This is a genomic window from Xanthocytophaga agilis (assembly GCF_030068605.1).
In the GTDB taxonomy this organism is placed as follows: domain Bacteria; phylum Bacteroidota; class Bacteroidia; order Cytophagales; family 172606-1; genus Xanthocytophaga; species Xanthocytophaga agilis.
This window is the reverse complement of record NZ_JASJOU010000001.1, coordinates 451,611-472,136: the sequence shown is the minus strand read 5'-3', so window position 1 is coordinate 472,136 and position 20,526 is coordinate 451,611. Positions and strand designations below refer to the sequence as shown.

Annotated in this window: 16 protein-coding genes; 4 read left to right on the top strand and 12 right to left on the bottom strand. The window is 36.1% G+C overall.

Going from position 1 to position 20,526, the window contains the following annotated elements; all coding sequences use genetic code 11:
• Positions 1-3: 3 nt before the first annotated feature.
• Positions 4-1,245, bottom strand: coding sequence for a 3-deoxy-D-manno-octulosonic acid transferase (locus QNI22_RS01805; protein WP_314508883.1), 1,242 nt, complete (start codon positions 1,243-1,245; stop codon positions 4-6).
• Between the two features lie 145 nt (positions 1,246-1,390).
• Here QNI22_RS01805 and QNI22_RS01800 point away from each other — a divergent pair, with 145 nt between their 5' ends.
• Positions 1,391-2,440 carry a tetratricopeptide repeat protein gene (locus QNI22_RS01800; RefSeq protein WP_314508882.1) on the top strand — a complete coding sequence of 350 codons (1,050 nt, stop codon included), beginning with the start codon at positions 1,391-1,393 and terminating at the stop codon, positions 2,438-2,440.
• A 15-nt stretch (positions 2,441-2,455) separates the two neighbouring features.
• Here the strand turns inward: QNI22_RS01800 and arfB are convergent, their stop codons facing one another.
• From arfB to QNI22_RS01770, 6 genes are all read right to left on the bottom strand, one after another.
• Positions 2,456-2,854 (bottom strand): alternative ribosome rescue aminoacyl-tRNA hydrolase ArfB, encoded by a 399-nt coding sequence (gene arfB, locus QNI22_RS01795; protein ID WP_314508880.1) that lies wholly within the window; start codon positions 2,852-2,854, stop codon positions 2,456-2,458.
• A gap of 109 nt (positions 2,855-2,963) precedes the next feature.
• Positions 2,964-5,288, bottom strand: coding sequence for an OmpA family protein (locus QNI22_RS01790; protein ID WP_314508879.1), 2,325 nt, complete (start codon positions 5,286-5,288; stop codon positions 2,964-2,966).
• A gap of 483 nt (positions 5,289-5,771) precedes the next feature.
• Complete coding sequence (locus QNI22_RS01785; RefSeq protein WP_314508878.1) at positions 5,772-6,614, bottom strand: transglutaminase family protein; 843 nt, start codon at positions 6,612-6,614, stop codon at positions 5,772-5,774.
• A 67-nt stretch (positions 6,615-6,681) separates the two neighbouring features.
• Positions 6,682-7,422: a proteasome-type protease gene (locus tag QNI22_RS01780; RefSeq protein ID WP_314508877.1), complete on the bottom strand. Its 741-nt coding sequence runs from the start codon at positions 7,420-7,422 to the stop codon at positions 6,682-6,684.
• Between the two features lie 102 nt (positions 7,423-7,524).
• Positions 7,525-8,478, bottom strand: coding sequence for an alpha-E domain-containing protein (locus QNI22_RS01775; RefSeq protein WP_314508875.1), 954 nt, complete (start codon positions 8,476-8,478; stop codon positions 7,525-7,527).
• A gap of 91 nt (positions 8,479-8,569) precedes the next feature.
• Positions 8,570-10,000, bottom strand: coding sequence for a circularly permuted type 2 ATP-grasp protein (locus tag QNI22_RS01770; RefSeq protein WP_314035792.1), 1,431 nt, complete (start codon positions 9,998-10,000; stop codon positions 8,570-8,572).
• A gap of 233 nt (positions 10,001-10,233) precedes the next feature.
• On the opposite strand from QNI22_RS01770, the gene QNI22_RS01765 reads away from it, so the two are divergent.
• Entirely contained in the window at positions 10,234-10,695 is a 462-nt protein-coding gene (locus tag QNI22_RS01765; RefSeq protein ID WP_314508874.1) for an acyl-CoA thioesterase, read from the top strand.
• Positions 10,696-10,701: 6 nt separating this feature from the next.
• Positions 10,702-11,589: a diacylglycerol/lipid kinase family protein gene (locus QNI22_RS01760; protein WP_314508873.1), complete on the top strand. Its 888-nt coding sequence runs from the start codon at positions 10,702-10,704 to the stop codon at positions 11,587-11,589.
• Here the strand turns inward: QNI22_RS01760 and QNI22_RS01755 are convergent.
• The 5 genes from QNI22_RS01755 to serA all read right to left on the bottom strand — a co-directional run bounded on the left by QNI22_RS01755 (position 11,586) and on the right by serA (position 18,459).
• Positions 11,586-12,728: a metallophosphoesterase gene (locus tag QNI22_RS01755; protein WP_314508872.1), complete on the bottom strand. Its 1,143-nt coding sequence runs from the start codon at positions 12,726-12,728 to the stop codon at positions 11,586-11,588. The two genes, QNI22_RS01760 and QNI22_RS01755, sit on opposite strands and share 4 nt — an antisense overlap.
• A 680-nt stretch (positions 12,729-13,408) precedes the next feature.
• Entirely contained in the window at positions 13,409-14,122 is a 714-nt protein-coding gene (locus tag QNI22_RS01750; protein ID WP_314508871.1) for a hypothetical protein, read from the bottom strand.
• A 217-nt stretch (positions 14,123-14,339) separates the two neighbouring features.
• Positions 14,340-15,404 (bottom strand): aminotransferase class V-fold PLP-dependent enzyme, encoded by a 1,065-nt coding sequence (locus QNI22_RS01745; protein ID WP_314508870.1) that lies wholly within the window; start codon positions 15,402-15,404, stop codon positions 14,340-14,342.
• 83 nt (positions 15,405-15,487) lie between these two features.
• Positions 15,488-16,429 carry an EamA family transporter gene (locus tag QNI22_RS01740; protein ID WP_314508869.1) on the bottom strand — a complete coding sequence of 314 codons (942 nt, stop codon included), beginning with the start codon at positions 16,427-16,429 and terminating at the stop codon, positions 15,488-15,490.
• 122 nt (positions 16,430-16,551) lie between these two features.
• Positions 16,552-18,459 carry a phosphoglycerate dehydrogenase gene (gene serA / locus QNI22_RS01735; RefSeq protein WP_314508867.1) on the bottom strand — a complete coding sequence of 636 codons (1,908 nt, stop codon included), beginning with the start codon at positions 18,457-18,459 and terminating at the stop codon, positions 16,552-16,554.
• 449 nt (positions 18,460-18,908) lie between these two features.
• Between serA and QNI22_RS01730 the strand changes: the two genes are divergently transcribed.
• Positions 18,909-20,483 carry a hypothetical protein gene (locus tag QNI22_RS01730; RefSeq protein ID WP_314508866.1) on the top strand — a complete coding sequence of 525 codons (1,575 nt, stop codon included), beginning with the start codon at positions 18,909-18,911 and terminating at the stop codon, positions 20,481-20,483.
• Positions 20,484-20,526: the final 43 nt, after the last annotated feature.

Below are 20,526 nucleotides of genomic sequence, written 5' to 3'. Positions count from 1 at the left end.
ACTTCAATACAGTAAATCTATTTCTTTAAGAATTTTCTCTGTTGCTCCTAATTTTTTTCGAATATACATCTGTACTCTATCACTTACCTCTTTTCGTAAGGTAGCATCTGAATACAGCTTTTCAAAAATAGGAATAAACTCAGCTGTGTTCTTAACAGAAAATGCACCACCTTCTTCAATCAAATCAAATGCTTCCTGAAACTTCTTATAATTAGGTCCAAAAAAGATCGGCATTCCAAAAACAGCAGGTTCTAGTATGCTGTGAATCCCATCATAGAATCCTCCACCTATAAACGCAAAATCTCCATACTGATACAAAGAAGACAAAAGGCCAATACTATCAATTAAAAGAACATCATAGGTAGCAATAGAATTATCTACAGCTTTTGATAAACGTATAGTTTTTTTTGTAAAGGCAGATTCAATACTTTGTAAAGTTTCCTCTTTTATCTCGTGTGGAGCTATTAGTATCTTAAGTGGCTTAGTATATTGATTCAGATAGCCTGTTAAAAGATCCAGATCACCCTGCCAGGCGCTTCCCACAATCAGCAACGGCTGGTCTGCTTTGAATGTTGCAGCCAATGGAATATCTTTCTTCGTTTCTGCAATTTTACTTACTCGATCAATGCGAGTATCACCTGCCACTGAAACATTTTCTAAATCAATATCTTTTAATAAAGCCAGCGAGCTTGTGTTCTGAACAAAGATATGAGTAAAGCATGTAAGCATATTCCTGAAAAACTGACCATAAAATTTAAAAAATGCCTGATCCTGACGAAATATTGCAGAGAAAAGTATAGTTGGAATAGCTTGATTCCGCAGCTCTGCTAGATAATAATGCCAAAATTCATATTTTGCAAAGAATACGATTGCAGGCCGGACAGTTTCAATAAATCGTTTAGCATTACTGCCTGTGTCTAAAGGAAGATAAAATACCCAGTCAGCATACTCATAGTTTTTTCGTATTTCATATCCAGAGGGTGAGTAGAAGGTTAATAAAATACGATAGTGTGGATGTTTAGTTCGAAATCCTTCAATTACAGGTCGGGCTTGTTCAAACTCTCCCAGCGAAGCACAATGAAACCAGGCTATAGGATAGATGTTTTCATCAAAAGATGCATGTAAACTTGAAAAAATGTCTTTTCGTCCCGTTACCCATTGTCTAGCCTTCTTATTCCACAAAGCAGCAATACGGATAAGTGCACCCATTAAGTAAATACCTATAGTATAGAAAACAAGCATCATAACTGAATAAGAAGTCAAATTAGCCTGCAAAAATACTATGTTCTCTGAATCTTTATCTACAGAAGAATTAAAAGCTAAAAACAGAAAGATAGCTTATGGAAAAGTCTCATCTTTTTCATCATGTAAAAAACATCAAGCATACTATATGAAGTATACTTATATACTTTTCTTATCTGTTTTGAGTATTTTTTCATTGAAAGCTCAGAATCCACAGAAAGCCTCACAATTTCTAAAAGAAGGGATTGCCTTACATGATGAAGGAAGATACGAAGAAGCTATTAAAAAGTATGATGCGGCATTAACAGAAGAACCCGATAATTACACAGCTCTATATGAAAAAGCGTTTTCCTTATCTTCACTTAATCGAAGCAAAGAAGCAATAGAAATAGCTAAAAAACTGATCAAAATCTGCCAGAATGAGTCAACGCTTCAACTCACATATGTTTTGTATGGCAATACGCTTGATCAATTAGACAAAGGAAAAGAAGCCATAAAGATCTATGATCAAGGTATTAAAAAATTTCCAGATCATTATCTGCTGTATTTTAATAAGGGAATTTCATTAGCTCAGCAAGAAAAACAGGAAGAAGCACTCGAAAACTTTCAAAAAGCCATTGTATTAGAACCTAGCCATCCTGGCTCTCATAATATCATAGGCCGGACCTTATTAAGAACCAATAAAGTCCCTGCCATGCTGGCTTTGATGCGAATGCTGATTCTGGAACCTGAAAGCAAAAGAGCAGCACAAAACTGGCAGATATTGCAGGAAATTCTAACACCGGCATCAAATGAAAATAGAAAAATAACCATTACAGTAGATGCACTCAAAAACCTATCCAGCGATAAACCCAAAGAAAATGATTTTTTTGCTGCAGAATTTATACTAGGTACTATGGGTAGCGAAGTAAAAGTTGAAGAAAAACAACTTACAGGTCTTGAAAAACTTAATTTTCAGCTGGATACTTTTTTCTCTATGCTAGGGTCTAATCAGGATAAAAAAACAGGTTTTTACTGGCAATACTATGTTCCTTATTTTGCAGAGATGCAAAAAAAATCAATGGTCACTACATTCATGTATATCATACAAGCAAGTAACCAAAGTAAAGAAGTTCAGGACTGGCTCAGCTCACACGGCAAAGAAATTGAAGATTTCTATTCATGGAATAAAAACTATACCTGGCCAACTTTAAAATAAGTAGTTACATACCTTTTACTCCCATTCTCTTTTCTGTCGCTGGGCTTTTTTATCTGCCTGGCGACGCTTTTTTTCACGACGAACTTCTTTAGATGCAGCACTTGGTTGGGTAGCTTTTCTTGGCTTTGGAGTCACAAAAGCTTTCTCCAAAAGTCTATAAAACTTTTTAATAGCAGTCTCTTTATTTTTTAGCTGACTACGATCTGTCTGAGCCGTAATAATGATCTCACTATCATTGGTAATATGATTGGCTAACTTCTCTTTGATCTTCTGCTTTTCCACCTCTGTTAGTAGTGAGGAGTTATCTACATTAAAACGAATCTCGACCTTAGATGCAGTTTTATTAACATTCTGTCCTCCCGGGCCGCTACTACGTACAGCAGCAAACTCAAATTCAGATGATAAATCTTTCATTAAAATTTCAATTAATCAATTTATAAGTATACCACTAAAATACATTACTGGCAAAAATAAAAGTACCACCTTTTGAGTGGTACTTTTATTCAATGTCCAATACTATTATTTATTTTCTCAGGATTTTCACTTCTACACGACGATTTACATCCCGACCATTCAACTCGTGATCGTTTGTAGTGATAGGTTGTGTAAATCCATAGCCGACAGCAGTCAAGCGCTTCTTATCTATACCTTTTTTAATCAGATAATTAACTACTGCCTGAGCACGTTTCTGAGATAAAAATTTATTCACATATGCTGTACCTAAATTATCTGTGTGACCACCTATCTCCATGATAATTCGTGGGTTACGCTTTAAAAACTCATATAGCTTATCCAAGGCAAAGTTACTTTCAGGTCGCAGGTCAGCACTATTAAAATCAAAGTAAACTCCACCCAATACAGCTTTTGCTCCTTCTTTGATATCAATAGGGAATGCATACGTAAGTACAGAACGTACATCCACCTGATTCAATGCCACAGAAGTTAAATCCTGATCTGTTACAAACTTATTCGTATTGCCAGGACTTGGATAATTTAATACAACCAAATATGGGAAGTAATTCTTCTGAGTAATCTCAATTACATAGTTTGTTTGTTTTCCTGGTATAAATCCGAAGTGATATACTCCATTAGCATCTGTTTTTGTCGACAGGAAAGGTTTGTTACTACTTTCCTCTCTGATCTCCACAAGAACCCCTGCCAGGATACCAGCATTATCTCTTACTTCTCCGTTGATAAGAAGAGAATCTGTCTCTACATATTTAACACGAACAAGGTTTAAATTCTGCAGTACAATACGCTGGCCGGCAGCAGTACGAATGGTATCAGGAATATCTATCTCAAAATTTTTCACTATTTCAGCACCTTCACCTTCTGCCATTGGAATCTCAACATCATCTGTCAATACTACTTCTCCATTTTGTTTTCTTACTTCTACAGTATAAGTATGTCCGGAACGAAGTTTCAAAGAATAGTTACCATCTGCACCAGATAATGCACTACCTTTTACACCTAATTTTCGTTGGGAATCAAAGTTAAGAATATAATCACCTAAAGGACGTTTTGTAGTTTTAATAACAACTTGTCCTTTTACTACAACATCATCATACATTTTGACCATATATATATCTTCCTGGCCCATAGTCCCCTGACGATTGGAGGTAATATATCCATTTTTTCCTGTGCTATCTGTCATAAAATAGATATCATCTCCAGGAGTATTTATTGGATATCCCATATTTACTGGTTTACTCCATGTACGGGTAAATGGCTCATAGGTAGTTTTATATACATCATACCCTCCCATACTGTCATGGCCTCTTGAGGAGAAAAATAAAGTTAACCCATCCTCAGACAGAAATGGAGCATCTTCATCAGCATCTGTATTTACTATACTAGGTAAACGTTCAGGTTCACTCCATTTTGTTGTATCTTCTTCTTTGCGACGGGAAATCCATAAATCAAGATTACCATTTTTGTTATCCAGACTTGATGCAAAGTATACCACACTACCATCTTTAATGACAAATCCGTCTGGCTCAAATTTCTGTGTATTGGTGAACTTGGCAAAAGGTTTAGGTTTTGACCAGGTTCCTCCATTTAATACAGACTCATACAATGATCCAAATTTTGACGACTTATAAACCAGCATTTTCTCATCATTATCATATAGCTGAACATTGGACGTATGTGTCTTTCTTTCATTTACCTGTCCGGTTAACAAAGAAGCACCACTCCAGTGACTACCTTTTCCGCTGGTAGTATATATATTTTCCCATCCATCACCACGGGGAGTTATTTCAGAAGGATTAGCAGGACGACGAGATGTAAAATACAATGTCTGTTTATCCTTAGTCAACATAGGGCTATGTTCTGAATATTCAGAATTAACTTCAGTACCCAGGTTGACAATTTGATAATCAACAGGACTGCTAAGGTATGTCTTTCCAAATTCAGCCTGAAGAATAAGAGTCTTTACAGCATCCTGACGACTATCGTTTTTTCCAATTTCATCGTTCAGATATACTCGGTAAGAAGCAACCGCAGAATCAAACTGCAGATTAGCATGAAAGGCCCTTCCCAACCAATAGTAATAATGCTTATCAACATCAGGGTCCAATTCTCTTGCTTTTCGCAAATAATCAAGAGATTCTTTATTATTAAATAGTAGCAGATTGGTTACACCAAGCCCAAAGTATGCATCAGCATTTTCTCCATTACTTGTATTAGCTTGTTTGTAATACTCTAAAGCTTTGTGGTAATTTTCTTTGTCAAGAGCTTTATCGCCTTTCTTAACCAGTGACTTTGCACTTTGAGCAAAAGCCTGAAAACCTAAAAAGGAAAGCAAAAAAAGCAGTGAAGTAAGTTTGAGCGAGTATTGATTTTTCATGTATAATAATATAATAAAAGATCAAAGAACAAATAAAGCATTTATTCTTTTGAATAGAGTTCAGTCTGAGGGTAAAAGAATTAAATCAAGAATCAACTTATTGAAAACTCCCTATAAATAGCTTTTTGTCATGATAACCGGGTCCTTGCCTTATAAAATATAGGCAGTTCCTTTCAAAAAAACATATTATCGCAAAAATCACAAATTTCTTACATAAAAGAAATAAAATCATATTTTATTCTCTAAACAGGCAAGTTTGTAACCCTTAAATTATTTTTTTGGGAAGTATGGAAGAAAAGAGATTATCATCACCTCTATATACACAATAATATTAGTATACTTAGGTCATTTACTTGTACAGATATATTACATATACAATAGAACTAAATGCTACTTGGTAAAAACATACTAACTTTTATTTCGTAGTGAGAAACAAATACGAGAAAGAGTGGTTAAGTACATGTAAGCTTATTTATACTGCATTCAGCTGAGGTGTTGAATAGAAACCTTAGTCCTTAATAAGGAACGGGCATCTCCACGAAATACTCCCTGAACAGGAGCAATCAGATTGGGATAGGAGGAAGAAGCTAACAAAATATGCTGATCAGCCACAACCAAGCCTTCTGTAGGATCGTATCCCCTCCATCCAGCTCCAGGAAGATAAACTTCAACCCATGCATGCAAATATGATTCTTCTGTGCCATTACCCAGATAATATCCACTAGCAAATCGAGCGGCAATGCCTAATACACGACAAATATCAATCATCAGAATCGCCAGATCCCGACAAGAACCTTTTTTTAGTCGTAATGTTTCATCAGAACTACGTGGAGGTCCAAATTCGTTATATTCGTACACAAACTCCTGATTGATAATCTCAGTCAAATACATTAATAAACGCAAAGTGCTTTGTTGAGATTTTCCCACACATTCCAGTGCAAAATTTTCTATTTTAGAATTTCTGGTTTCAGGCTTTAAATAAGGTTTTAACAAAGGATGAAGGTCAACGGGATAATGAAAAGGCAAGTTACAGGTTTCAAAGGGGTATAATACATAATCAAAGGGATTTGATCTAAGCGTTTGTACCTCAAACTCTGTCTCAATCAACAAATGATCTGTCAGATCCTGAAAGCAAGCCAGATAAATAGAGTTTCCTTCAATATCATTTGACCGGGAGAAAACAACTGGCTCCGGATTTATTTTTAAGGTAAAATTGAAAATTGCCTGATAAGGATAGGTAGGAGGATGCACACATAAGATATGAGGCTCCAGGTAAACCATCTTTGAATAGGTATAATAGGTTTGGTGGTTAACTTTAAAATGCATGAGAGGATCAGTTCAGGAATTTCGGATCAACAAAAAAAGAATAGCCACTTGAATCAGGTGCCAGCAATTACTCTTCTTTGGGTAGTTCACATATATCAAAAACTCTATCTACCCATTGGTCTGGCAACTGGCCTATTGCATGTTTTAATAATTCGCTCCATGTTTTTGATGTTTCTTTTAATTCCTCTCTTTCAAGCCGGCAGTCCTTTATCTGAAAGCTACCTTTTTCGTATAGAATAATATCCAGAGGATAATCTACATCATTTACACTAACTTTTGTAGCATCAAAAGCAAGAAAGCCAACCATCATAGCATCTCTCATTGAAGTTTCATACCGCAATTGTCTATGTAATAATGGTTTTCCATAATTGGTATTCCCGATGATTACAAATGGGGTTCCAGGTCCAACTTCTACCCAATTTCCTTCCGGATATAATAAAAATAGCCTATGTTCATCATCATCTTCTAATTGTCCACCAACAATAGCATGTAAATTAAAATACAACCCAGATTGATATAATGAATCTTTATCTTCACCCGCAACACGCTTTACCTGTTCTCCAAAAGCATTTACTGCCTTATATAGTCTATTAAATTTCCGATCCTGTTCTTTAATTACTTCATCAAAATAGGTGATAGCTTTATCTCGTACAGATCTGAGACCAGAAGTCATAATAAACATAGAATGCTTGCCAAACTGATGTACTGAGACCTTTTTACCTGTAGAATATTCAGCTCCTGATGTTAAACGAGTATCAGCAATTGCTACTAATCCAGATTCTACCTTTATACCTAAACAAAAAGTCATAAAATTCAATATTAAATCTGTCTTAGTACCAGACGTTTGATATTCAAACAATTACTTGTCAAAACTACTAAAATAGAAGTGGTTATTACTATATTACTTCCTTTAAATGGGTTTAATAGCAAAAAACGTGTTAAATATCTCCTCTCCTACCTCATTGTTTTTCATTTGAAATGTATCAATAAACTCATGGAGTCCCTTATCAAAAACTTCGTCAACAGAAGTAAACTCAATTTCAGAACGCAAACGACTCAGTTTCTTCTCAGCTTCATTACTGTAACGCATACTGGAAGGAGTTCCAGAAATCTCCCGTAAGGAACTCTCTGCATACAATAACGAATGCAAAACAGAACGAGGAAACAATTTATCCAAAACCAGAAACTCAACAATATTTGCAGGTGTTATCTCTTTGTATTGTTGTCGAAACATATTGTAAGCACTGGCAGATTTTAACACAGATGACCATTGCAAAATATCTAAAGGAGAGCCTACCAGATTTGTATCTGGCAACAAAATGAAATACTTGACATCTACAAAACGGGATATTTTGTCAGCCCTTTCCAGAAAACGCCCAGCTCTTCCGAAATGCCAACCTTCACCACGTGTTACAGTAGAGTCTACAATACCAAAAAACAGCTGGCTTCCCATCTTTATTTCTTTGTAAAACTCTTGCAATGCCAGCAAATCCATCTGGTGATGAGAAGCCTCCTTTACACGCAAATAGGATTTATTGATATGTTCCCACATCTCCTTTGACAATGTCTCCCGAATGGTACGGGCATTTTCCCTTGCATTATACAGGTTAGATATGATCGAATTGGGATTTCGCATATCAAATGTCATAAACCTCAACACATTATCACGCGAAGGAACATCAAAATATTCTTTAAAGAGCTTATCATCTGCCATTGTTATAACCAGAGGAGCCCACTGCTCAGATATCTCCGGTGGCAGATCAAACATCAAATGAAAATTAACATCTATAAAACGGGCATAATTTTCAGCCCGTTCAATATAACGATTGATCCAGTAGATAGAATTTGCGACTCTTGAAAGCATTGATTAGAAGTACAGTTAAAAAATGTATAGATGATAAAACAACTATGGACTATCTATTCCAGCCCATGGTTAGTAACGGAAACTGACATGATTAGTACAAAACCCAAGTGTCTTTGCTTCCACCTCCCTGGGAGGAATTTACAACTAACGAACCTTTGCGTAATGCAACCCGTGTTAATCCACCAGGAATCACCTCAATATTTTCCCCATATAAAATATAAGGTCTCAAATCTACATGCCGGCCTTCAAAATGATTCTCAACCATAGAAGGTACACGAGACAAAGATATAGTCGGCTGTGCAATATAGTTACGCGGGTTCTGTTTGATCTTCATCCGAAACAACCGTTGTTGGGCTTTTGTTGATTTTGGTCCAATCAACATTCCATATCCTCCTGCTTCATTGGCTTCCTTCACTACTAATTTGTCAATATTCTCCAGAACATATTGTATATCATTATCTTCCCCACAAATATATGTCTGAACGTTAGGGATTATGGGGTCTTCATTCAAATAATACTTAATAATACGTGGAACGTAAGCATAGATTACTTTATCATCCGCCACCCCTGTCCCTGGTGCATTGGCTAATGCAACTCTACCCTTTTTATATACTTCAAATATTCCAGGTATACCCAGTAATGATTCTGGATTAAATACATTCGGATCTAAAAAACTATCGTCAATACGGCGGTAAATCACATCTACAATCTGAAAACCTTTGGTAGTACGCATTTTCACATAACCATCATGGACAACAAGATCATTGTTTTCCACTAATTCTACTCCCATTTGCTGTGCCAGGTATGAGTGTTCAAAATAAGCGGAATTGTAACGTCCTGGAGTTAGTACAACTACTGTCGGAGAGGGATTATTAGAGATGTATTGCAGCATCTGCAATAATTGTGTTGGATAATTGGATACAGGTTGTACACGTAGTCTTTCAAAAATTTCAGGGAATGAATGCTTCGAAATTTCACGATTTTCCAACATATATGACACACCAGATGGACATCTTAGGTTGTCTTCAAGCACCATAAATGTACCATCATCTCCACGAATCAGATCAGTACCTGTAATATGGCACCACACACCTTTGGGAGGATTTATTCCTTCACATGGCTTTAAATAGCCTTTACACGATTCTACAAGTTCACGAGGTACTATTCCATCTTTAAGAATTTTTTGATCATTATATACATCATCTAAAAATAAATTCAATGCAGTAATACGTTGCTTCAACCCTCTCTCTAATCGAGCCCATTCATCAGCCCGTATCATGCGTGGCACAATGTCAAAAGGCATTATACGTTCGGTACCTTCTCCATTATGGTACACATTGAAAGTAATCCCCATTTGCATCAGCGTTCTCTCAGCAGCATGCTGACGTTGAAGCAGTTCTCCTTTTGGCAAATTTTCAATCTGTTGTTTGAAATATTCATAGTGGGGTCTTACCTTGCCATCTACTTCAAACATCTCATCAAAAAAACCTTCTGTATGGTAGTTATCAAATATAAAAGCCATATAACTGATTATTAATAAGGTTAGAATTTTTAATCATAGACAGGCCAAATTACCTTTTTTGCTTATAAGTAAGCTAGTAGATACTCTACCTGATTTCTTGGCGAATAATAATTGAAATTTTGATTTAAGTCAACTATTCGAAACAATATCCAAGTCATTAATCAAAAAATAAAATAAAAACCCTATCAAAACCATCCAAAAGCAAACAATATTTCAGACACCAATTTAATACTATGCCACAACAAATAGAGCTTGAAAACTATCTGACATCTTTTCGCTTTCGCTGGAAAATACAAATGCGTTGGTCAGACATGGATGAAATGAAGCATGTAAACAATGCTGTCTATCTGACTTATTTTGAAGAAGCTCGTTTACGGTATTTGCATGAAACACTTCAGATTCCCTATCGGGATGTCGATACGCGTGTTATCATCGCACGTAATACAGTAGACTATATTCTGCCGCTTTTCTTTTTAGACGAGCCGTATTTGTATATTCGCTGTACCCATATAGGTACTAAAAGTTTTGAACTGGAACAAGTAATAGTCAATGAAAAAGATGGACAGAAAAAACTCATAGCTAAGGGTGGCACAGTTATGGTTACATACAACTATAAACTCAATCAATCAGTAGCTATACCAGATAGCTGGCGTGAGCAATTTTTACAACACGAGAAGTTTATCGAAACCAAATAATTCTACATGCAACCTCAAAAACTACTTATGGTATTTAATCCTATCTCAGGAGATAATATCGATAAGGACGAAATCGAATTACTTATTAAAGTCTTTTGTGATGAAGAACACATAGACTTTTCCATCTACAAAACTACAGGTGATCAAAAAGCTGATCAAAAAGCCATCTTAAAATATATAGAAGACGAACATCCTGATGCAGTGGTCGCCGTTGGAGGAGATGGGACTGTAAGCCTGGTAGCAAACCTACTTATTGGGAAGACTATTCCTATGGGTATTTTACCATTGGGGTCAGGCAATGGATTATCTAAAGACCTGAAGATTCCTCAGGAAATAACAGAAGCCTTACACATAATCCAAAACTTTCAGATTCAAACCATTGATACACTTACTATCAATGGACTCCCTTGTGTACACATTGGAGATATAGGTTTTAATGCAGTCATTGTAGACAGGTTTACAAAAGACGAAGGAAGAGGTCTTACAACGTATGCCTGGAATACTGTAAAAGAATTTACTGACTACCAGCCTAAACAATACAAAGTAGTCACTGATAATGGTGAATTTGAAGGTACTGCCTTTATGATCGCATTTACCAATGCTAATGCTTTTGGAAGTAATGCAACTATCAATCCTACTGGAATTATCAACGATGGACTATTTGAAATATGCATTATCAAAGAATTTCCAAAGCTGGAAGGAGTTGGAATCTTATATCGTCTCCTAGTAGGTGATATAGACCAGTCTATGCACTATGAAATTATTCAATGTACTAAAGCATCCATCAGCAACCCGAATTTAGAATTAGTTCAGATTGATGGTGAACCAATTGATACTACAGAAACTGTAGATGTATATATTAATCCAAGCAGTCTACATATCATTGTGCCTTAATTTAGCTTTTTTCTAAATACCTCCTGATGGCCTGCATAGCTATTTGCAGGTTCCAGGACATGCAACCATAATTCCTGGTTCTTATAATAATCTAGACGAAAACATCCTTTTTGCGCATGGGTAAATGAAGCTTTGCCACCCTTGTGCACAAAGGATGTTTTGCTCCCGGACCCACTTACAATGAAGTGATTATCATGCTGATGAAAATATTGCAGGTTATGGTCATGGCCTGCTGCATAAACAATATTTCTGTATTTCTTTACTATACTTAGTAATTTACGACGCATTCGTTTGTAAGGAGGAAATGACATATCTTCGTATGCACCAAAAAAGCGTCTGTAGAGAGGGTAAAGTGATCCTGCAACCGGAAGCGGAAAATACAATTTGCCATGTAGAGCAGTTAGTGGAAACAAATGATGCTTTAATGTAAATCTACCTCCATGCAAGGCATTACTAAACAAAGGATGGTGTCCAGCTATAATTACCTGTTTTTCAGCAAGCGACTCTAGTGCTTGTTCTAATAACTCATAAAAGTGCATTTCACTTTGGGCTTCACACCCTGCAGAAATCCCAATCGGCTTATAACCTCTTTGTACCCACCATTGGGTATTGATCACTATCAAATACAAATTCTCATGTAGCTTAATTGTTTTCGGTCCCGGACATCCATTTGAAGGCAAAAAAACATCTATTCTATTGGTATAGTTCTCTATATATTTTTCCTGCCTGGTTACGTATTCAAACCCATTTGCTCTACCTCGATTCCAGTCATGATTTCCGGAAAGAAAAATGAGTCTTCCATCAAAATTTTTAAACAGATCCAGTTGAGCGGTCAGTCTGTCTTCCGAGATTTTACGCAATGCACTATGTTTATCTGGTAGTCCTTTAGGATAAACATTATCTCCCAAAAAAATCACGGTAAGATCTTGTTTGTATATGCTGAGTTGTTCATGAATCAGATGAAGTATAGGATCCTTTCCATCCAGACTGGGATGCCCTGCATCTCCTATCAGCAATATAGAATGGCTTAACAAATCTTTTTGAGGAGGTTCTTGTTGCTGCCATCTATGTTCTGTTTCACTGTAATAAGGCAGTCTGCTATACCAATAATCCCGATCCCGTAAAAAAGCAAAAGGCATAATATATTTTATTGAATTGACATGGTAGAATAACAAATACATTCACAAAATGTATTCCTCACCATTCTGTGAATGTATAAAAATCAAAAAAGGTTATGGTATAACCATAACCTTTTTTAATTAGTTAAATACGAGCAACCTAAAAGAGCGTCTAGCATAGAAAGTATTGCCTTCCGGGCTAAAACTTACTCTTTCAAACCAATAATAATACTTATTTATAGAAAACTCAAAAAAAAGTTTTTTTTAATACAAATTTCTTATCATAACTGAAAAACAACACATTAAGACACATTTTATAAAAAATAAATTTCAAATTAACACACACACAACAAGAAAATATTTTTAAATCTTTCTTATTGGGTCTTCCATACTTTTCAGAAAACCACTAAAGTAACAACCACATACTTGCACAAGACTGAAGAATCTTTATAAAACTAACAAATGGCAGCACTATTCAATAAGACATGCAAAAAAATAGATAAAATTACCATATTTAATATATTTCACTAAAATAAAAATATATAATTTCAACAGTAATCAAATCCTTTTTAAACATAGACACACTACACTCTCTATTTTTTTATAAGAAAATAAATGAATCTTTTTGGTCATAAAAAAACCTGGCTTTACCAGGCTTCCTAAAAAAATATGTATACTGAATTAAGCAATCTAGAATGTCTCTATCGATTTTTACTTGCTTTGATAGCCTCATTAATATCCTCTACACGTTGCCCATTAATTCTTCCGACAACAAATGCGCCTGTAACTCCCATACGCTGTAAATCATTCTTTAACTTTTCAGCTTTTCTATAATCACGAAATTTCGCAAATGTAAATTTACGAGTAGCATCACCTTCCTGACGTAGTGCAGCTAATTCAGCCTGATAGTCATCTAAACTAAAATCTTGAAAAGCACCTAATTGTACCTCAAAAAATACACCTTCTTCTATTTCAGGTTGTTGTTCAACCAATATGTCATTTGCTTTCTGTAGAGTATCTACCTTGGATTTTGCTTTTTTCAACTCTTCAGACTGAGCTGCAAATTCTTTGTGTTCTTTAGCTATAGGGCCAAATAACGGAGCCTTGAAGTGTGAAAATAATATGTAACCGATTCCTGCAAATGCCAGCACACCAAAAATAATAGCTAATGTCTTTAATGTTCCGGCAGATGATTTTAGATTATCATTTTCCTTCCGCAAATCCTCATTCTCATCCTCTAATTCACTAGAAGACTTAGTAGAATAATCCTGAGTGGAAACAAAATCTTCTTCTTCTTCGGATTGATACGATGAACTTGTATCACTCTCAGAAGGATAATCATAATTATATAATCTATATTCTTTTGCTTCTTCGTTTTGTTCAGAATCCCGGTTATACTCTTGATCTGGTAGCATCGCTATGTATTTAAATTTAGAACGAACTGATATTCAGACGCATAATTACAAGAAATTTCTGTTAAATTCAAAATTTGATTATACTTTTATTACAATCAAAAAGTTTAACAATCACAGTTCCTATTCATAATTGCAGTCAAAAAATACAATTATATGGCAAAAATTACACTACAAATACGTTTCTGTAAATATATTTTGGTTACTTCTCTGCAATTAATTATTCTAATTCTTTGATTAGTTTCTGTATATTTTCAAATGAAGTAGCTGGAAAGTTTGCAATACGGACTTGTTTGTCCTTGTAGGCGCCATACCCGCTTCCTATCACTAATCCTTTTTCCTTCAAAGAAGCTATTTTTTCAGCCGGATTCTCTACTTCTGCGACAATCACAGTTTGAGATCTGTGAGCGGGATTTTCAACAGCAGGACGAAACTTTTCACTTTGTTCAAGGAACTGATACAACAAAGTAGCCTTTTCTTCTGTTTCCTGCCTGATTTTCCGTACTCCTATAGCATTCATATCTTTCACAACCTTTCCCAAAAGATACATTCCGAAAACATTTGGAGTGGCAGGAGTTTCATAGTTCAGATAGTTTTTCCATAAAGAAGGCAAGCTATGATGTGTACCAATATATTGTCCTTGCTGTTTCATCTGCTCGGCTTTCTGCAAACAAGTTTCATTCACAATCCATACACCCAACCCCGCTGGCAAGCCAAAAGCTTTTTGCACAGAAAAGAATGCTGTATCTACAAGACTCCAGTCAAGATCTGGATAAGGAGCAGAAGAAACGACATCCACAGCAACAATCTTACCTGGGTATGTTTTCTTAAAATAATGAATATCAGCTAATGGCATAGAAACACCGGAACTTGTTTCATTATGTGTCAGACAGATCAATTCGGAGGAGTCAGATACTGTATGTCGTGTGATATCAAAACCCTGTCCAAAAGGAGCTTCAAATTTCTGTGCTTTCTTACCTAGTTCAACAGAAAACTCATAAAAACGCTTTGAGAAAGATCCATTTACAAAATGAGTAGTTTCCTTCTCTGCACAGTTCTGAATAATTCTTTCCCAGATTTCAGTTGCAGATCCTGAGAATAATATAGCTCTGTCTGCAGGAATGTTCAACAGTTCCCGAAGTTGCTCTACAGCAAACTGGTATATACCACGAAATTGTTTGCTCCGGTGTGAAATAGAACCAATCTGCTCACGAATGGCTTGTTGTACATGAGATTCGAATGTAGGATACAGTTGAGCAGGACCGGGAGTGAAGAATACTTGCATTGATCAGTAAGTGTGTATAATAATAAAATTACAAATATTGGCAATAGAAATGAGATAAGTTCGAGGCCAGGAAATAAAAAATATCATCTATGTTGCTCAACAACAACTTTTTTTGCCTTTCGCTGGCTGGTAATTATAATAACAGCACAAATAATAATTGCAGCAGCAATTAATGACTTATCAGTCAACTTTTCCCCAGCAAATGTCCATCCCAACAACATCGCCACAACAGGATTCACATAAGCATAGGTGGAAGTAATATGAGGGGGTGCATTTTGTGCAAGCCAGGCATAAGCAGTAAATCCAATCCAAGAACCAAATACAATCAGATAAACCAGAGACCAGCCAGCCTTTGATGTAAGATCATTCCACATAGCTAGTGTTGGCTGTTCATAGACAAAGCTAAAGATCAATAAGAGTACCCCACCAGCAAACATTTGCATAGATGTAGCTTGTAGCTGCGATGGGTGTAAAGGCAGTCGTGGAGCAAGCAAAGTAGCAGTACCCCAGGAAGCTACACCTATCATAACAATAACTACCCCTATCCAATTGAGCGACAAACCTGAGGATAAACTGGTTGGTCCTATCAATACAAGGAATCCGACCAAGCCAATGCCTAAACCTACAATGGTAGAAATGCTAGGTTTTTGTTTGTTAAAGGCAAGCCAGTTGAGTATAACGATCCATAGAGGCAACATAGCTGTTAATAAAGCTCCTATTCCGGAAGGAATCAATCGCAAAGCAATGGCTAATCCTCCATTGGCCACAGCCAGCAACATAAAACCTAATAAAGAGGCAGAACGCCAATGTTTAAATTCAGGAGCAGAACCACCCGAACGAAATCTGGCAAACAAATATAATAATCCTCCCGCAATTACATTTCGTATACCAGACATCAGCAGAGGAGGCATTATTTCTGTCATGAAGTGGATAAATAGATAAGTACTTCCCCAGATAATATAAACCGCCAGCAACGCCAACACGATTTGCATACGTGTAGGTTGAGGAGCTGTAATAACAGTCATGTAGAAACTTTTGTATGGTAAAATCGGATTGATCTCAGCCTAAAAAATCTTCTGATACAGAGTACCGAGTCAAGAAAGTAATTGTCTCCTTCCGTCATTTTGAGAGAAGGAGACTAAACCTCCTAGTATAGCATTCTAAACTTAATAGTATGAGGTATATTCTTAAGCTCAGTAATTACCTCTTTATTATAAGCTTTATCTATATCCGTAATCACATATCCAACATCTTCACGTGTATTCAAATATTGTCCGCGGATATTAATCTGATAGTTAGCCAAAATGCTATTGATCTGAGCTAGAATACCTGGTACATTTCTATGGATATGAATCATTCGATGTGCATCATTCAAATCTGGTAATTGAATATTCGGGAAGTTAACACTACCAAAAGTATTTCCTTTATTAATGAAATCCAGTAGTTTACCAGGAACAAAGTTAGCAATGTTCTCCTGAGCTTCTTCTGTACTACCTCCAATATGTGGAGTCAGCAACACATTTGGTAAACCTCTTAGTTCATTAACAAATTCTTCATTATTGGTTTTAGGCTCATAAGGAAACACATCTACAGCGGCCCCTGCTACTTTGCCACTTTTTACAGCATTCACCAATGCCGGTACATCTACAATATGTCCACGAGACAGATTCAGGAAGATTACGCCATCTTTCATGCGTTCAAATTCTTTCGCTCCTATAAGATTGGCATTTTCTTTTCGACCATCCGTATGCAAGGTAATCACATCACATATTTCCAATAGCTCATGCAATGTCTTACAACGTTGTGCATTTCCTAAAGCAAGTTTCTCAACCAAGTCATAATAATATACTTTCATTCCTAATGCTTCTGCAACAACAGATAGTTGTGTACCTATATTTCCATACCCTACCAGTCCCAATTTTTTTCCTCTGATTTCATAGCTTCCAATAGCAGACTTATCCCACTCCCCTCTATGCATCTTATTGCTTTTCTCAACAATCTGACGCATCAGAATAATCATTTCTCCTATCGCAAGTTCTACCACAGACCTGGTATTGCTATAAGGTGCATTAAAGGCAACAATTCCTCTCTCCTGGCAAGCTTTCAAATCAATTTGATTGGTCCCGATACAAAACGCTCCTACACACATCAGTTTATTGGCATTCTCTAAAACCTTTTTGGTAACCTGAGTTTTGCTTCGGATACCCAATACACTTACATCCCGAATACGTTCGGCTAATTCATCCTCGTCCAGAGCACCTTTTACCATCTCAACTGTAAAACCTTGTTCCTGAAATAATTCTTTTGCTTTAGGATGAATATTTTCCAACAGCAGAACCTTAATACGGTTTTTAGGATAAGATAAACTGGCAGGAAGCTTATTTACAAACAAAAACTCATCCAGACTTGGTGTAATATGGTCTGCATTAGCAATTACTTTGCCACGTTCTACATTTTCGGTGAATGCATAAAAACGATTGGCTAGTCCAGCTTCTTTGATTTCGTAATCTGTATACCCATCTCCTATCACATATACATCACCTTGTAAATTAAGTTTACGCATTAACTCTGGCTTGCCTTTATCTTTAGCCAGAGGGTTTTCTGCATCAAAGCCAATAATATTTCCATTGTCATCGAATAAAAAGGTATTGGCATATACATTCTCAGGTTTGATACCTAAAGCTGTAACAATGGGAACGATGAACTCACGAAATCCACTTGAAATAATCAGAATGCTATCAGCAAATTCATTTAAAAAATCACGGTTTCTTTCAAAAGAATCAGATACTTTACCACTAAGAACGGCAATTAACTCAGGAAGATGATCTTTGTGTGCCTTTAGCAAGTCAACCCGGCGTTGAAGTGCCTCACTAAAGGAAATATCCCCATTCATAGCCAATTCAGTTACCTGATGAATTTCACGCAGAATATCTTCACGCTTTGGATTTCCCTGCAGTGAAATCTTTCCCAACTCATCCATTGCTTCCACTTTTGTAAATGTACTGTCAAAGTCAATGATAAAGTACTTTTGTTCTTTTGTAGGTATTTCAACCATGATTGTTTTTGGTTATGTATTGGAATCCAAGTATTAATTCAGCAAAAGAGGTATGTATAAATTAACTTTTTATATAATTCTAAAATAAAATAGTATCTATTCAAGATAAAAACTCCATTTAGTGTATGATTTCCAATCAAGTGGCAATTTCTCTCATTCTCGGGAGAAGTGCAAACCAAACCTGTAAAAGTGTTTTTTCGTAAACATTCACTTATATCAGCAAAACAATATATTTACAAAAAAATTCAGAATCAGGAAGCATACGGATTCCGCTTAAAGTTTGATAGTCAAAATTACTCAAAAAAATAATATAACTAGGATTATCTACTCTTATCTATTTCTAGCAACTAGCAAAATTATGGAGGTAAGGTAAAAAAGAGAACATATTGAATTTATAGATTACATCATATAAAATATTAACGACTTAGCACTAACGCCTAATTCATTCTATGAACAAATACTTTATTATCGGCATTGGCGGTACAGGCATGCGTTGTCTGGAAGCATTCATTCACACTTGTGCAATGGGCATGTTTGACAATAGCGAAATTAACCTTCTGGCTCTGGATACAGATCTGGAAAATGGTAATTTTGCGCGTTTACAGGAACTTGTGGATGCTTACTTAAAAACAAAAGGAGAAAACAAAACTCAAACCCCACATGCTGATACATTTTTTTCAGCAAAAATTAATTTTTATAAGTTCTCACCTGACTATTCCCGCACTGAAACCAGCAGTTTTCAACGTATAGCGAAGACTAGTTATGCAACAGAAACAGAGAGAGATCTGGCCAACTTATTATTTACTGATAATGTTCAGGCTTTCGATCTTAAACATGGTTATCGTGCTCAGACCCATCTGGGTTCTATGTTAATGTATCATGCTATTATTGATGAAGTCAATAAAAACCCAGGTGGCAACATGTCTGCATTTATTGATGAGTTATATAATGCTAACACAGCAGGCAGTGTGAAATTATTTATCATGGGATCTGTTTTTGGAGGTACAGGTGCATCCTCTATTCCTGTTATGCCTGCTGCGCTGGATACCGCTGTCAGAAAACGACATCAGGGAAAAACGCTGGACAAACTCTTTGTTGGAGCAACTTTGTTAACTAGCTACTTCTCATTTATATCTCCTACTCAGAATTCACGTGAACTTCAGAAAATAGTTGCCGACTCCAAAAACTTCTCAATGAATTCACAGGCAGCTATGATGTTTTATGAAGATGACCTGAGTGTACGCCGTACCTATCAGAAGTTCTATATGTTGGGTACCCCAACCAATGATTTTACTACACCACAGGCAGAACCAGATACTATCACAGGTGGCAATCGTCAACGCAACGACTCTCACTATATTGAACTTTTCTGTGCTTTTGCAGCCTATGACTTCTTTAAAAATCCAGATGCGGATTTACAAAAAATTAAAGATGATAAGGCAAGTGGTGTACAATACTATTTCCGCTCTATTGATGACAGTCAGAAACTGGACTTCAAAGACTTTCTGCCAGAAAATGAAGCATCCAATATTTTTCTTAAAAAATTAACACTCTTTACTGCTTTTTCCTTCCTTGTAGGTTTAGATAATACCGATTTCTTTGCATCAGCACAAAGAGGTGATCTCAAGAATATAACCGGATATGAAGATATAACAAAAGTTGAATTAGATGCGCTATTAAAATATATGGGATTATTTCATTTCCGTTTCTCTAACGATGAACTTCGTGAAGGCTGGTTACGACAGGTATGGCGTTCATCAGGTGGAGGAGAGCGTTTTATGTATAATCCTGAAATGTTTGGTGCAACGACTGTACGTGATCTGCGAAAATTTGAATTTAATAAGTTATTCTCCAAGAGTAGCGAGTATCAGAGACACAATTTCAGTGTCAATTTCCTAACCAGTCCATTTGACCGTTTTAAAGAGACATTTGTCAAAGAAACATCTGATGGTGCATTTGCGAATAAAAGTGAAAAGCTAATTAAAAGGATGTATGATACACTTGTTAAGCTATATAGTTTTTAATTTTTCATTACTAAGAGCATTAGTGTAGATATAACATCTTGAG

Bases quoted from the DNA above. Each gene is read 5' to 3' on its own strand.
- QNI22_RS01805 (WP_314508883.1), bottom strand. From the start codon at position 1,245: ATGATGCTTGTTTTCTATACTATAGGTATTTACTTAATGGGTGCACTT.
- QNI22_RS01800 (WP_314508882.1), top strand. From the start codon at position 1,391: ATGAAGTATACTTATATACTTTTCTTATCTGTTTTGAGTATTTTTTCA.
- arfB (WP_314508880.1), bottom strand. From the start codon at position 2,854: ATGAAAGATTTATCATCTGAATTTGAGTTTGCTGCTGTACGTAGTAGC.
- QNI22_RS01790 (WP_314508879.1), bottom strand. From the start codon at position 5,288: ATGAAAAATCAATACTCGCTCAAACTTACTTCACTGCTTTTTTTGCTT.
- QNI22_RS01785 (WP_314508878.1), bottom strand. From the start codon at position 6,614: ATGCATTTTAAAGTTAACCACCAAACCTATTATACCTATTCAAAGATG.
- QNI22_RS01780 (WP_314508877.1), bottom strand. From the start codon at position 7,422: ATGACTTTTTGTTTAGGTATAAAGGTAGAATCTGGATTAGTAGCAATT.
- QNI22_RS01775 (WP_314508875.1), bottom strand. From the start codon at position 8,478: ATGCTTTCAAGAGTCGCAAATTCTATCTACTGGATCAATCGTTATATT.
- QNI22_RS01770 (WP_314035792.1), bottom strand. From the start codon at position 10,000: ATGGCTTTTATATTTGATAACTACCATACAGAAGGTTTTTTTGATGAG.
- QNI22_RS01765 (WP_314508874.1), top strand. From the start codon at position 10,234: ATGCCACAACAAATAGAGCTTGAAAACTATCTGACATCTTTTCGCTTT.
- QNI22_RS01760 (WP_314508873.1), top strand. From the start codon at position 10,702: ATGCAACCTCAAAAACTACTTATGGTATTTAATCCTATCTCAGGAGAT.
- QNI22_RS01755 (WP_314508872.1), bottom strand. From the start codon at position 12,728: ATGCCTTTTGCTTTTTTACGGGATCGGGATTATTGGTATAGCAGACTG.
- QNI22_RS01750 (WP_314508871.1), bottom strand. From the start codon at position 14,122: ATGCTACCAGATCAAGAGTATAACCGGGATTCTGAACAAAACGAAGAA.
- QNI22_RS01745 (WP_314508870.1), bottom strand. From the start codon at position 15,404: ATGCAAGTATTCTTCACTCCCGGTCCTGCTCAACTGTATCCTACATTC.
- QNI22_RS01740 (WP_314508869.1), bottom strand. From the start codon at position 16,429: ATGACTGTTATTACAGCTCCTCAACCTACACGTATGCAAATCGTGTTG.
- serA (WP_314508867.1), bottom strand. From the start codon at position 18,459: ATGGTTGAAATACCTACAAAAGAACAAAAGTACTTTATCATTGACTTT.
- QNI22_RS01730 (WP_314508866.1), top strand. From the start codon at position 18,909: ATGAACAAATACTTTATTATCGGCATTGGCGGTACAGGCATGCGTTGT.